12 protein-coding genes are annotated in these 12,697 nt (G+C 71.3%); 4 read left to right on the top strand and 8 right to left on the bottom strand.

From position 1 onward, the window contains the following. Positions 1 to 17: 17 nt before the first annotated feature. Positions 18 to 479 (top strand): cytidine/deoxycytidylate deaminase family protein, encoded by a 462-nt coding sequence (locus ABEB03_RS20900; RefSeq protein ID WP_345651227.1) that lies wholly within the window; start codon positions 18 to 20, stop codon positions 477 to 479. 7 nt (positions 480 to 486) lie between these two features. Here ABEB03_RS20900 and ABEB03_RS20895 read toward each other — a convergent pair whose 3' ends face one another. Continuing rightward, positions 487 to 1,341, bottom strand: coding sequence for an alpha/beta fold hydrolase (locus tag ABEB03_RS20895; RefSeq protein WP_345651224.1), 855 nt, complete (start codon positions 1,339 to 1,341; stop codon positions 487 to 489). 304 nt (positions 1,342 to 1,645) lie between these two features. On the opposite strand from ABEB03_RS20895, the gene ABEB03_RS20890 reads away from it, so the two are divergent. The 3 genes from ABEB03_RS20890 (at position 1,646) to ABEB03_RS20880 (ending at position 3,690) form a co-directional block, all read left to right on the top strand. Next, positions 1,646 to 2,602: an alpha/beta fold hydrolase gene (locus tag ABEB03_RS20890; RefSeq protein ID WP_345651221.1), complete on the top strand. Its 957-nt coding sequence runs from the start codon at positions 1,646 to 1,648 to the stop codon at positions 2,600 to 2,602. A 74-nt stretch (positions 2,603 to 2,676) separates the two neighbouring features. Beyond that, the gene (locus ABEB03_RS20885) at positions 2,677 to 3,030 is read left to right on the top strand and encodes a hypothetical protein (protein WP_345651218.1); all 354 of its coding nucleotides are present in this window, start codon (positions 2,677 to 2,679) and stop codon (positions 3,028 to 3,030) included. Positions 3,031 to 3,192: 162 nt separating this feature from the next. Then, a complete protein-coding gene (locus tag ABEB03_RS20880) occupies positions 3,193 to 3,690 on the top strand; it encodes a lamin tail domain-containing protein (protein WP_345651215.1) in 498 nt (165 codons plus the stop codon). Between the two features lie 130 nt (positions 3,691 to 3,820). Here ABEB03_RS20880 and ABEB03_RS20875 read toward each other — a convergent pair whose 3' ends face one another. From ABEB03_RS20875 to ABEB03_RS20845, 7 genes are all read right to left on the bottom strand, one after another. Further along, positions 3,821 to 4,762: an isocyanide synthase family protein gene (locus ABEB03_RS20875; RefSeq protein WP_345651212.1), complete on the bottom strand. Its 942-nt coding sequence runs from the start codon at positions 4,760 to 4,762 to the stop codon at positions 3,821 to 3,823. A gap of 139 nt (positions 4,763 to 4,901) precedes the next feature. After that, entirely contained in the window at positions 4,902 to 6,146 is a 1,245-nt protein-coding gene (locus tag ABEB03_RS20870) for a cytochrome P450 family protein (protein ID WP_345651209.1), read from the bottom strand. Between the two features lie 12 nt (positions 6,147 to 6,158). Beyond that, entirely contained in the window at positions 6,159 to 7,985 is a 1,827-nt protein-coding gene (asnB, locus tag ABEB03_RS20865; protein ID WP_345651204.1) for an asparagine synthase (glutamine-hydrolyzing), read from the bottom strand. A 16-nt stretch (positions 7,986 to 8,001) separates the two neighbouring features. Further along, positions 8,002 to 9,399, bottom strand: coding sequence for an MFS transporter (locus ABEB03_RS20860; protein ID WP_345651197.1), 1,398 nt, complete (start codon positions 9,397 to 9,399; stop codon positions 8,002 to 8,004). 166 nt (positions 9,400 to 9,565) lie between these two features. Further along, positions 9,566 to 10,384 carry an ABC transporter ATP-binding protein gene (locus ABEB03_RS20855; protein WP_345651192.1) on the bottom strand — a complete coding sequence of 273 codons (819 nt, stop codon included), beginning with the start codon at positions 10,382 to 10,384 and terminating at the stop codon, positions 9,566 to 9,568. Continuing rightward, complete coding sequence (locus tag ABEB03_RS20850; RefSeq protein ID WP_425589287.1) at positions 10,381 to 11,436, bottom strand: FecCD family ABC transporter permease; 1,056 nt, start codon at positions 11,434 to 11,436, stop codon at positions 10,381 to 10,383. Before ABEB03_RS20850 ends, ABEB03_RS20855 begins: the two co-directional genes overlap by 4 nt. Positions 11,437 to 11,453: 17 nt before the next feature. Then, on the bottom strand, positions 11,454 to 12,521 hold the full coding sequence (locus ABEB03_RS20845; RefSeq protein ID WP_345651186.1) for an ABC transporter substrate-binding protein: 1,068 nt from the start codon (positions 12,519 to 12,521) through the stop codon (positions 11,454 to 11,456). Positions 12,522 to 12,697 lie beyond the last annotated feature (176 nt).

Raw genomic sequence — 12,697 nt, 5'->3', positions numbered from 1 at the left:
AGGCGGAGAAGACGACCATGCAGACCGACCCCGTCGACCACGAACTCATCCAGGCCGCGGCCCACGTCGCTCGCACCCGCTGCCGGGGCGACAACCACACCATGGCGGCCGCGGGCCGCGCCCGGGACGGCCGGATCGTCACGGCGGTGAACGCCTACCACTTCACCGGAGGGCCTTGCGCCGAACTGGTCCTCATCGGCGCCGCAGCCTCCCAGGGCGTCTACGAGCTGGACACGATCGTGGCCGTGGGCGATCGCGACCGCGGCGTCGTGCCCCCGTGCGGCCGGTGCCGTCAGGTCCTTCTCGACTACTTCCCCGCCGTCAAGGTCATCGTCGGCGGGGGAGACCGCGTGCGAAGCGTCTCCATCGTCGACCTGCTCCCCGAGAGTTACGTCTGGGCCGACCACCAGCTCGACGCCGAGCAGGACACCGCTCGGCGCGAACCGGCACCATCGGCCGACCATGGGAACGGTGCCTGACTCCGTACTAGTCGGCGGTGCCCGCGGAGGTGTGTTCGAGAACGGCCGCGGCGATCGTCTGCCGGTCGGCACGCTCGACCCCGTGTCCGGCGTCCTCCAGCGTCAGCAGCCTTGCCCCTGAGATCTGTTCGGCCAGTGCCTGACCGTGCCGCAGCGGGAACATCGGATCGGCGGTGCCGTGAATCACCAGCGTGGGCACCGCGATCGAGGACAAGGACGCATGCGAGAGGTCGCCGTCCGGAAGAGAGTCATGATTGCGGACCGCCGCGAAATCGTGCGCCCGCTCGACGTCGCGACGGACAAGGGCACGGGCGGCGGCCTCGTCGAAGGGGCGTCGCCCGCCCGCGAGTACGCGCGCGTAGGCCACCTGATGCTCGATCACCGATTCGCCGTCCGACCAGTCGACGTGTGCGGCCGAGACGAACCGCATGAACTCCTCGGTCGGCGAGGGCAGTCCGCGGTCGCCGGGCACGGCGGAGGACGTGCTGATCAGGACGAGCGAGAGCACCGACTCCGCGTGATCGAGCGCGAGCAGCTGCGCGAGCGCCCCTCCCGCCGAGACGCCCACGACGTGCGCGGCCTGGAGCTCGTGGGCGTCGAGCACGCGGACGGCGTCCCCGACGAGGTCCGCGCCGGTGTACCCGGGGCGGCCCGGCTCGTAGGTCGTCGACCGGCCGGTGTCGCGGTGGTCGTAACGGATCACGAACCGTCCGCCCTCGGCGAGCGTCCGGCAGAAACCCTCGTCCCACCAGAGCATCGAAGCCCCGGTGCCCATGATGAGCAGGACGGGCGGATCCGACGGGTCGCCGAAGGACTCGGTGCACAGTTCGATGCCGTCCACCGCGACCATGCGCTCAGTCATCGCTGCTCCCTTCTCTCCCGTCCCATGGTGCCCATGCGCCGAGGAATCGGTGGGGTGAATGCCGTGGCGGTCGTCGAATGGGCCCGGCGACAGCGGTGCCAGTCCTGTGCCGCGTCCGTGCCCGGTGCGCGCGGCCTCCGCCTCGGTCCGCCGGTCTCGTCCTTCAGTGCGGTCCGGGTGAAGTCCGGCCCTGTGCGGCCGCGAAGGTCCGAGCGGCCCGCGACGTCCCGCACCGTCACTCCCCCGGCCCCGGGGCCGGGACCACGACCGCCGCCGGAAGGGCGCAACCCGTACGCTCATGCACATGATCCAGCATCGAACGGTCGACGTGAACGGGATCCGTATGCACATCGCCGAGCAGGGCGACGGCCCTCTGGTGGTGCTTCTGCACGGCTTCCCCGAGTCATGGCATTCCTGGCGGCACCAATTCGCCCCGCTCGCCGACGCGGGCTTTCGTGTCGTCGCCCCCGACCAGCGGGGCTACGGACTCACCGACCATCCCGACGACGTCGACGCGTACACCATCCTGCACCTGGTTGGCGACGTCGTCGGTCTGATCCACGCCCTGGGCGAGGAGAAGGCGTTCGTCGTCGGACACGACTGGGGCGCGCCGGTCGCCTGGCACACCGCGCTGCTGCGGCCGGACATCGTGCGCGGGGTGGCCGGGCTGAGCGTGCCGCCTCCTTCCCGGGGAGCCGAGCCGCCGCTGGTGACCATGGACAAGAAGTTCGGCGGGCGCTTCTACTGGAACTACTTCAACCGCCCCGGGGTTGCCGACGCCGAGTTCGCGAAGGACCCGCGCACCGCCCTGCGCAAGCTCTTCCACTCGGCCTCCGGTGACGCTCCCGGCGACACCAAGCAGCCGCTGGTCGACGCCGACGAGGGGTGGCTCGCGGCCATGCCGTACCCCGAGGAGCTGCCCGACTGGTTCACCGAGGAGGATCTCGACGCACTCACCGAGAGTTTCTCCGACGGCTTCACCGGCGCCCTCAACTGGTACCGCAACCTCGACCGCAACTGGGAACTGACCGCGCCGTGGGACGGCGCCGTCGTCACCCCTCCCGCCCTGTACATCTACGGCGACCGCGACCCCGTACCGTCGTTCCCGGGTACGCCCGAGTTCATCGAGAGCCTCCCCGCCCGGATGCCCAACCTGCACCGCAGGCCCATCGAACTGGCAGGCTGCGGACACTGGACGCAGCAGGAACGGCCGGACGAGGTGAACGCGGCGCTCGTCGACTTCCTCCGCGCCTGCGCCTGACCCGTCCGCACAGCCCCCGAACTCGCCGCACGGCCTACCCGGTTGCCGTGCGCCCATGGTGGTACTCATGGTCCATGGCCGGCGGAGAGGACGAGAGCGGCAGCGCATCGGAGAGGGTCGGAGTGCGCCCCTGTTCCGAGGTCGAGGCCGCCCTCAACAAGCTCACGGGCGGGCAGGGAGCCGGGTCGCCCCAGTTCCGTGCCGGGGAGGCGACCGCGTACGAATGGGCGTTGGGGCGGTCGGCCGGTTCCCCGGTCACCGCCCGGACGGTCGAGGGCGTTCCCGATCTCACGGTGCTCACCGCCGAACTCGACGCGGTGACCGTCCGGTTGGAGGACACCGGCGACCTGCCCGGCGCCATGGACTACGTCCGCGGGCTCCACCATGGCCTCGCCTGGCTCTGCGGATACGGCAGCGCAGCCGGCTGACGAGCGGCCGGGCCTCGGCACCGGCGCCCTCGGGCCATGCCGATGAACCGGAGCGTGCACGTCAGCCCCGTCTTCACATTTCCCCCACCATCTCGTCACTCACCGATCACCGGTCGGTTATGCTCCTGACGCTCCATTCGCACCACCGAGGGGGGAATCCTCGTGTACATACGTCACGCTCTGGCTGCCGCGGCAGCTGCGGGCACGCTCGTCGTCGCCGCTGCCGCCGTTCCGGCCCAGGCCACCGAGTACTCGTCCGCGCTGAAGATCAAGGGCGTCCAGTACGACGCGCCCGGCAGCGACTCCAACAGCTGCTCCACCGGCAACAGCAAGGACGAGTACCTGACCATCAAGAACTACTCGTCCAGCACGACCGTCAACCTCAAGGGTTACGTCGTCAAGGACGCCGTCGGGAACCACTTCACCTTCCCGGCCAATCACTACCTCCAGCCGGGCGACTACGTGAAGCTGCGCGGCGGCCACGGCACCGACTCGGACACCAAGAACGTCGTCTACCGCCAGAACTGCAACTTCATCTGGAACAACGACAAGGACACCATCAACCTGGTCAAGTCCTCCGGCAGCAAGGCGGACGTCCACTCGTACACCAAGTCGGGCTCCGACCCCGACCGCAACGGCTACGTCACCTTCCACGGCTGACCCACCGCCGTCACACACGCACGCGCCCCGGGTGACCGGTCCAGGACGGACCGGGCCCCGGGGCGCGCTCCGTCGCCCGCGCTCGCACTCCCCGGGTCTCCCCGGCCGTCCTCGCTCGCCGGCGGCGCGCTCACGCGCCCAGGACCTGTTCGAAGTGACTGGGTCTGCCCTCGTGATGGATCAGCCGCCCCTGCTGCTCTCCGGTGGCACTGGGCAGGAGGGTCCAGGTGCCGTCGGTGCGACGCAGGGCCGCCGAGTGCCACGGGGTGGTCCAGGCGTCGGGAGCTTCGAGGAGACGGATGCCGAACTTGGGGGCGCCGACGGGCTGCGGGTGGATGGACAGGCGCACCGAGTGGGGGTGGTGGTCGGCGACGAGATCGCCCCAGGCGCGGCTGCGCCTGATGACGCCGTACGCCCGCCGTCGGCAGGCACGTTGCAGCGCCGAGCGGGTTCCCGGGTGGTCGGCGGTGTCCTCGACTAGGAAGCGGGTGATCCCGCGATACAGCGCCAGCGCGTGGCCGTCGGCGCCGATCTCGGCCCGCAGGGCCTCCAGGGTTGGGGTGTGGTGCTCGTCGACGTGGGCGCGTCGCTCCTGGGGCGGGAGATGGCCCAGAACGTCGCGCAGGTCGAACACCGACAATCTCGTGAGGCCCAGCCGGCTTATGAGCAGGCGCAGTTCGTCGGCGTAGGCGTCGATGTGCCCGTCGGTGACGCCGATGAGGTCGCCGAAGACGTGGCCGTCGGAGCAGATGACCATGCGGGCGCCGGGCGGATGGATGCGCTCGACGTCCCTGCACAGGGCGTCGAGGAAGGTGAGCGAGAGTCGCTCACCCATGTCGGGGAGGTGGCCGAGGACCTTCGCGGGATTGGGGGACTTGCAGGGGAAGGCGGGCAGCGTGAAGACGACGGGAGCGCCTTCGCGTACGAAATCGGTGATCCGGCGCAGCTGATGAGGGAACGCCTCGGCGGCGGCGTGGCCTGGGCCGGCCGTGCGGTGATGAGGCAGGAGCAGGTTCACGATCGCGGTGCCCGTGGCGACGGTGAGAGCGTCCGGCGTGGTCGTCGACGGCATGTCGTTCCTCCGGGAGGCGTGCGGGCATGGCGGTGCGGCGCGCCGGCAAAGGTGCCGGGCGCCGTCCGGTGGGTGGGGTCGGCCCGGGGCGTCGGGTCAGGCGGTACGACGACCTGACCCGCTCACCCGGAGGCAGGGGTCAAAGGCGCCGGTCGTAACCGACGGGCAGGTGGTGGGTTCCGCGGCCGAGGACGGCCGGCGTCCACTCGATGTCCCCGTCGTCGATGGCGAGGTGCAGGCCGGACAGGCGGGTGAGGAGGGTGCCGAGGGCGATCTGGAGTTCGGCGCGGGCGAGGGCGGCACCCGGGCAGAAGTGGATGCCGTGGCCGAAGGCGAGGTGGGGGTTCGGTGACCGGCCGAGGTCGAGGGTGTCCGGGTTGTCGAAACGCCGTGGGTCGCGGTTGGCGGCACACAGGGAGACGATCACCGAGTCGCCGGCCGGGACAGCCGTGCCGTGCAGGTCGTCGTCCTGGTCGAAGAAGCGCCAGGTGGTCAGTTCGAAGGCACTGTCGTAGCGGAGGAGTTCCTCGACCGCGCGAGGCAGGAGGGACGGCTGGGCGCGCAGGCGGGCGAGCTGGTCCGGGTGGCGGAAGAGAGCGATGAGAGCGGTGGTGATCTGGTTGGTGACGGGCTCCTGGCCGGCGACCAGGAGCTGGAAGATCATCGAGTCCAGTTCCTCCTGGGACAGGTCGCTCCGGTCGCGGGCGATGACCAGGCGGCCGAGCAGGTCGTCCTGCCCGTGCTCGCGCTTGTGGGTCACCACCTCGGCTATGTAGCTCTGCAGGCCGTGCAGACGGGCCTCGTACAGCGGGCGTCCGGGGTCGGTGGGGCCGACCGGCTGGACGACCTTCCCCCAGTCGCGGTCGAAGCGGGTCGCCAAGTGCTCTGGGAGGCCGATGACTTCGGCGAGGACCTGGAAGGGGAGGCGGGCGGCGAATCCCGGCACGAGGTCGGTGGGGCCGGCCTCGGGGAGCGCGTCGACGAGAGCGTCGGCGAGCTCTTGGAAGCGGGGTCGTAGCTCTTCGATCCGGCGGGGTGTGAACGCCTCCGTCACGAAGCGGCGCATGCGCGTGTGCTGCGGCGGGTCCTGGTGAAGAAGGTGGACCTGGAGCTGGGAGTGCTGGGGTTCCGGCATGATCGAGGCGCGGGCGCGCCAGCGGTCGTTGCCGCGGTCGTGGTTCTTGCCGAGGCGGTCGTCGTTCAGGGCGGCGTGGGCGGCGGCGTAGCCGGTGACGAGCCATGCCTGCACACCGCTGGGGAACAGGACCGGGTGCACCGGGCCCGCCTCACGCATCCGCTCGTAGAGCGGGTAAGGGTCGGCCTTGTACGGGCAACCCATGAGCGGGACCGGGTCCGCGGTCGTCCCGGGTTCCTGGAGGGTCATGAACGAGGCTCCTCAGAGGGCGAGTTCGGGTTTGTGGTGGTCCAGCCACAGGGCGAGGTCGACGACGCGTTCCAGCCGCAGCCGTCGGCCCCACTCCAGTCGGTCGGGCGGGGTGTCGAGGCAGGGCTTGATGCGGGTCTCGTCGGCGATCGCGCGGACCTGGTCGAGACAGAGGGCTTCGCGGGCCATGTCCTGAAGGCCGCGGTTGTAGTCGGGGTGGTGGGTGGCCGGGTAGTGGTTCTTGGGGCGCCACAGGACGGAGTCCGGTGCGAGACCCGCGCCGGCCGCGCGCAGCAGGCTCTTCTCGCGGCCGTCGAAGCTCTTGAGGGCCCAGGGAGTGTCGAAGGCGTACTCGGCGAGACGGTGGTCGCAGTAGGGGACGCGGACTTCGAGGCCCTGGGCCATGCTCAAGCGGTCCTTGCGGTGCAGGAGTTGGCGCAGCCAGCGGGTCAGGGAGAGGTGCTGCATCTCGCGCTGACGGTGTTCGGTGGGGCTTTCGCCGTCCAGGTGCGGCACGGCCGCCAGGGCGCTCGCGTAGGTGTCGTCCCGGAACTCGGCGATGCGCAGGTCGAGTTCGGGGTTGAGTGGCATGGCGGCCTCGTCGCCCGTCACCAGCAGCCACGGGAAGGTGTGCGCGGCGAGCGCCTTGGGGTTGTGGAACCACGGATAGCCGCCGAACATCTCGTCCGCCGCCTCACCCGACAGGGCGACGGTCGAGTGCCGCCGTATCCGCCCGAAGAGCAGGTAGAGCGAGGTGTCCATGTCGCCGACGCCGATCGGTGAGTCGCGGGCCACGACGACCGCCCTGCGATGCTCGGTGTCGAGCAGGGCGCGTGGGTCGAGTACGACGGTGCTGTGGTCGGTGCCGATGAAGGCACCGGCCTCGGCGGCGTAGGGCGTGTCGTGCCCGGTGCGCAGGGCGTCTGCCGTGAACTGCGCGGCCTGGTCGCTGTAGTCGACGGCGTAGGAGCGGATGCGGGCGTTTGCGCCTTCGCGCAGGCGGAGTTCGTCGGCGAGCAGCGCGGTCAGGACGGTGGAGTCGATGCCGCCGGAGAGCAGGCTGCACAGCGGGACGTCTGCTTCCAGCTGGGCGCGGGCAGCCGTGCCGACCAGGTCACGGATCCGCTCGGCGGTCGTGTCGCGGTCGTCGGTGTGGCGACCCGCCTCCAGTTGCCAGTAGCGGCGTTCGCGGATGCCGTCCCGGTCGAGGACGAGCAGACCGCCGGGTTCGACCTCCCGGACGCCCGACCACACGGTCGGCCCTGTGTTGAACAGCAGGCTGTACGCCTCCCGCAGGCCGTCGGCGTCCACGCGGGGCCGGATCTCCGGGTGGGCGAAGAGCGCCTTGGGCTCCGAGGCGAAGGCGAGGCCGCCGTCGACAGGCGCCCAGTGGAGAGGCTTGACGCCGAGGCGGTCGCGGACCAGCAGCAGCTTTTGGGCGCGCTCGTCCCAGACGGCGAAGGCGAACATGCCGTCCAGGTGTTCGGCGACGTCCTCGCCCCACTCGGCACAGGCGCGCAGGACCACCTCGGTGTCGCTCCGGGTACGGAAGCGGTGTCCCAGGTTCGCCAGTTGGGCCCGGAGTTCGTGGTGGTTGTAGACCTCGCCGCTGTAGCTGAGGACGAGGTTCGGTTCGCCCGGTCGGTCGGTCATCGGCTGGACACCGCCGGGGAGGTCGATGACGGCCAGCCGGCGATGACCGATCGCGGCGCGTTCGCCGAGCCAGACACCGCCGGCGTCGGGGCCGCGCGGGGTGAGGGCGGCGGTCATGGCTTCGATGGCCGGTGCCTGGGTGCGGGCGTCGTGGTGGAAGGACGCCCAGCCGGTGATTCCGCACATTCGGGTGGCTCCTGGATCAGTGGTGGGCGGTGACGGTCTGCTCGGGACGCGGCACGGGACGTCCGCCGGACCGGGCGAGCAGAGGGACGGCGAGACAGGCGGCGGTGGCGGCCAGGGCGAGTCCCGCCCGTGCCGCGCCGGTCAGGGCCCAGGCTGCGGTGGCCAGGGCCGGGCCGAGGGTGAAGCCGAGGCTGCGGGCGAGCTGGACGGTGGATCCGACGGTCGCCGTCCGGTCCGGTGGAGCGGCACTCATCACGAGGGCCTGGGTGGGGCCGCCGTTCAGCCCCATGCCGATCCCGCCGAGCGCGAGCCGCCAAGCCACGTCGACCGGGGTCCAGCCGCCGTGAAGGGGGATCACCACAAGGAGTGCCGCGGCGGTGAGCACGGCGCCGGCGACCGCGACCGGACGGGCGCCGTACCGGTCGGCGAGTCGTCCGCCCAGCGGGCCTGCCAGGCCCATGGCGAGGGGGAAGGCGAGGACGGTCAGGCCGGTCGTGGTGGCGCTCACCCCGTCGTCGCGCCGAAGGTGCAGGGCGACGACGTAGTGCATGGCGGCGAAACCGATCGCGGAGGTCAGCACCGCGCCGTGCGTCCACAGCAGGCCCGTCGACCGGAGCACACCGGTCACCGGGCGGCCGCCGGGACCCCGCAGCCACCACCACAGGGGCGGCACGGCCGTGAGCGCGAGGAGCAGCCACGGCGTGGCGTCCGACGCCAAGGTCAACGCCAGCAGCAGGACCGCGACTCCGGTGGTCACCAGCAGTGCGTCAGCCACCGACCGACGGTCGGGCGCACGCAGTCGCCCGTCCTTCGGCATCGCTCTCCGGGCGACGATCAGGGCCGGCACACAGAAGGGGATCTTGACCAGGAAGACCCAACGCCAGCCCAGATGGTCCAGCAGCAGACCGCCCACCGCCGGTCCGGTCACCGCACCCAGCGGCCCCAGGGTAGCGGGCACGCTCATCGCCCGCCCCCGCAGCTCGGGGCGTACGGAGTGGAGCGCGAGGACCGGCATGAGCACGAACAGCACCGCGCCGAAGGCTCCTTGCGCGAAGCGGGCGGCGACGAGCCAGGCCGCCCACGGTGCCACGGCGCTCAGGGCGCTGCACAGGGCGAAGCCGGCGGTCGCGGTGAGTACGGCCGGGCGCGTACCGACGCCGTCCAGCCACCGGCCGACGGGCAACAGCAGGGCGACTACGGGGAGTTGGTAGGCCAGCACGGCCCACTGGGCGGTGGCGGCGGACACGTGGAGACCGTCGGCGATGTCCGCGAGGGCCACGTTGACGATGTTCATGTCGAGCATCGCCACGAACGCCAGCGCGCCCGACACGGCGACCAGCAGCCAGCGGTCCCCCTCGTCGGATCCGACGGGTATGCCGCCGGACTGCTCCTTGCCGGGACTGTGGTGTGTCACCGTTGCGCCCCTCCCCGTCTCGGGCCGGGCTGCCGGACAGCAGCCTCGTCCCACAAGTCGGTGCGAAACCGGGGTGAGTTCCCGGCCGTCGGCGATTCCGCGACCCGACGAGTTCATAGGTGTGCGGGCTGGCCGGCTTCGCCCCGTCGCCCGGCCCGGCCATGTGTCACGCACCGGTGCGGGTCTTCTCCACCGCGTCGGCCGGCCCTGGGCCGACCGCTGTCCGGTGGTCGAAGGCGATCAGCGGATCGCCGGTGAGGGGATGGTCGACGACAGCCGCACGCACCCCGAAGACCTCGGCCATCAGGGCGGGGGTGAGCACCTCGCGCGGCGACCCGGAGGCGACCACGGTCCCGTCGTGCAGGACATGCAGACGGTCGCAGACCGATGCGGCGGCGTTCAGGTCGTGCAGTGACACCAGCGTCGTACGCCGCTGCTCCCTGAGCAGGGACAGCAGCTCCACCTGGTGGCGGACGTCCAGGTGGTTGGTCGGCTCGTCCAGGACCAGGACGTCCGGGTTCTGAGCGAACGCCCTTGCCAGCAGGACCCGTTGGCGCTCGCCTCCGGACAGGGCGGTGAAGCGTCGTCCGGCGTGGTCGCCCATGCCGACGTCGGCGAGGGCACGGGAGACGATGTCCCGGTCGGTGGCGTCCTCGCCGGAGAAAGCCCGCTTGTACGGGGTACGGCCCATGGCGACGACCTCCCGTACGGTCAGCTCGAAGTCGTCGCCCCGCTCCTGTGGGAGCGCCGCGACGTGCCGCGCCGACCGTGCGGGGGCCATCGCCCGGATGTCGGTGCCGTCGAGCAGCACCCGTCCGGCGATGGGCCTCAGATGCCGGTAGACGGTGCGCAGGAGTGTGGACTTGCCGCTCCCGTTCGGTCCGACCAGCCCGGTGATCTCCCCCTCGGCCGCCACGAGACGGGCGCCCGCGACGACCGTGCGGCCGGCGTACGCGATGTGCAGGTCCTCGATCTCGATCCTCAACTGCCGCTCCCCAGGCGCCGGTCGAGCAGGTACAGCAGGGCCGGGGCCCCGATGAGCGAGGTGACCACGCCGACCGGCAGTTCCTGCGTGTCCATGGCCGCTCGGCAGACGAGGTCCACGACGACCAGCAGCAGCGCGCCGAAGAGGGCGGAGACGGGCAGCAGGCGCCTGTGGTCGCCGCCCACGACGAGGCGGCAGACGTGCGGCACCATCAGCGCGACGAAGGCGATCGCGCCGGACACTGCGACCAGCACGCCGGTCAGCACGCTTGTCACCGTGAACAGTTCGCGGCGCAGCCGTGTGACGTCGATGCCGAGACCGGCCGCTGTCTCGTCGCCCATCAGCAGGGCGTTCAGGCCGCGGGCGCGCGCCTGGAGACACAGCCAGGCGACCGGTACGGTGATCGCCGGCACGGCGAGGAGCTCCCAGTTGGCCCCACCGAGGCTGCCCATGAGCCAGAACAGCACGCTGTGCGTCTGTTGCTCGTCCCCGGCCCGCAGGACGAGGTAGCTGGTGAAGCCGGACAGGAACTGTCCGATCGCCACGCCCGCCAGGACGAGTCTGAGCGGTGCGAATCCCCCGCCGCGCCGGGCCACCGCCCACACCAGCGCGAAGGTGGCCAGGGCTCCGGCGAACGCCGCTCCGGACAGCCCGAGTCCCAGCGTTCCGCCGGCTCCGAGGCCGAGCACGATCATCGCGACCGCGCCCAGCGAGGCGCCGTTGGAGATACCCAGCAGGTACGGGTCGGCCAGCGGATTGCGCACCAGCGCCTGTACCGCCGTACCGACAAGACCGAGACCGGCACCGACGAGCGCCGCCAGCAGGGCGCGCGGCAGCCGGAGTTGCCAGACGATCAGGTCGTCGGTGCCCGGCCGTGGGGCCTCGCCGGACAGGCGCCGCCACACGACGCTCCACACCTCGCCCGGCGGGACGGACGTCGAGCCCCGGGCCACCGCTGCCGTCAGGGCGGCGAGGAGCGCGACGCCCAGTGCCAGGGCGAACGCTCCGGACGGCACCGTTCGGACCCCATCGGCCGTCTCGCGGCGCCGCATCGGCAAGGAGGTCATGGTCAGCCGACCTTGCCCGGGTAGAGGGTTTTGGCGATCTCCACGACGGTGTCGGCGTTCTCCACGCCCGCGATGGTGGTTTGCTCGGATCCGATGCGCAGGAAGTGGCCCTCCTCGACCGCTTTCAGACCCTTGGTGGCCGGGTTGGACCTCAGCCACTGCTCCGCCTCGTCGAACGCCTTCTCGTTCGCCGCTGCGCCGCCCCGGTGACGAATCCCGAGCTGGATCCAGTCCGGGTTCTTGGCGATCACGTCCTCCCAGCCGACCTGCTTGTAGTCGCCGTCGCAGTCCGCGAAGACGTTGCGGGCCCCGGCCGAGGTGATCACGGCATGGGCGACCTGGCGGTTGCAGACGACGGTGGGCTGCTTCGTGCCGGCGTCGTAGTCGAAGAAGAAGTACGTCGGACGCTCGCTCTCGGCCGTGCCTCCGACGGCCTTCCGGACGGCGTCCACCTTCGCCCTCATTCCGGCGACGAGTTCCCTCGCCGTGGCGCCGGTGCCGGTGACCCGGCCGAGGGAGACGATGTCTGCCTCGACGCCGGACAGGTCGGTCACAGGACCCTTGCCCTGCGCCGCACAGGCGGTGGACTTCAGGTAGACGTGGTCGATCCCGGCGGCCTTGAACTCCTCCGCCGTTGGTGCGTCGCCCGTCCCGCCGCCCATGTTCATCGAGGCGAACGTGTCGATGTACAGGTCGGCACCGGAGCCGAGCAGCTTCTCCTTCGGGACGACGCTCCGGCTGAGGACCTTCACCTTCCGTGCCTCGGCGTCGAGGGCTGCGGGCAACGTGCCTTTTCCGGGCGGGAATCCGGTGCCGATCACCTTGTCGCCGACACCCAGGCGGAGCAGGAGTTCCAGGCTGGAGGCGTTGCTGGTGACGATCCTCCTGGGGGCGGCGGAGAACGTGGTCCTGGCCCCCGTGCAGTCCGTGACGGAGACCGGGTAGCCACCGGACACGGCCTTTCCGGCGGCGCGCTCGCCGGCCGTGTCCTGCTCTCCGTCGCCGCAGCCCGCCATCAACAGGCCGCCGAGAACGACGGCCGCCGCCACGCCCCACACGCGAGAACGCATCGAAAGTCTCCAGCTTCCACTCGGTACGCGGGCGAAGCCCTTGTCGCCCGGTCCAGAAGTCGGAGCGAACACGCCCTGGGTTCCCGGCGAGTCGGCCATATCGCGCGTACGACGCGGATGCACGGTTCCCGGCGCCCGCCCGTCGCGCCGCGCCGAGATCCGCAGTACCGGGAGGG

The sequence above is a fragment of the Streptomyces siamensis genome (assembly GCF_039543605.1).
Lineage (GTDB): Bacteria > Actinomycetota > Actinomycetes > Streptomycetales > Streptomycetaceae > Streptomyces > Streptomyces siamensis.
Note: the sequence above shows the minus strand (reverse complement) of the source record. Positions and strands in the feature narration are given on the sequence as shown.

What these genes read in the sequence shown, in the direction of transcription:
- ABEB03_RS20850 (WP_425589287.1), bottom strand. Translation starts at nt 11,436, where the DNA reads ATGCGGCGCCGCGAGACGGCCGATGGGGTCCGAACGGTGCCGTCCGGA.
- ABEB03_RS20845 (WP_345651186.1), bottom strand. Translation starts at nt 12,521, where the DNA reads ATGCGTTCTCGCGTGTGGGGCGTGGCGGCGGCCGTCGTTCTCGGCGGC.
- ABEB03_RS20885 (WP_345651218.1), top strand. Translation starts at nt 2,677, where the DNA reads ATGGCCGGCGGAGAGGACGAGAGCGGCAGCGCATCGGAGAGGGTCGGA.
- ABEB03_RS20870 (WP_345651209.1), bottom strand. Translation starts at nt 6,146, where the DNA reads ATGACCCTCCAGGAACCCGGGACGACCGCGGACCCGGTCCCGCTCATG.
- ABEB03_RS20890 (WP_345651221.1), top strand. Translation starts at nt 1,646, where the DNA reads ATGATCCAGCATCGAACGGTCGACGTGAACGGGATCCGTATGCACATC.
- asnB (WP_345651204.1), bottom strand. Translation starts at nt 7,985, where the DNA reads ATGTGCGGAATCACCGGCTGGGCGTCCTTCCACCACGACGCCCGCACC.
- ABEB03_RS20875 (WP_345651212.1), bottom strand. Translation starts at nt 4,762, where the DNA reads ATGCCGTCGACGACCACGCCGGACGCTCTCACCGTCGCCACGGGCACC.
- ABEB03_RS20900 (WP_345651227.1), top strand. Translation starts at nt 18, where the DNA reads ATGCAGACCGACCCCGTCGACCACGAACTCATCCAGGCCGCGGCCCAC.
- ABEB03_RS20895 (WP_345651224.1), bottom strand. Translation starts at nt 1,341, where the DNA reads ATGACTGAGCGCATGGTCGCGGTGGACGGCATCGAACTGTGCACCGAG.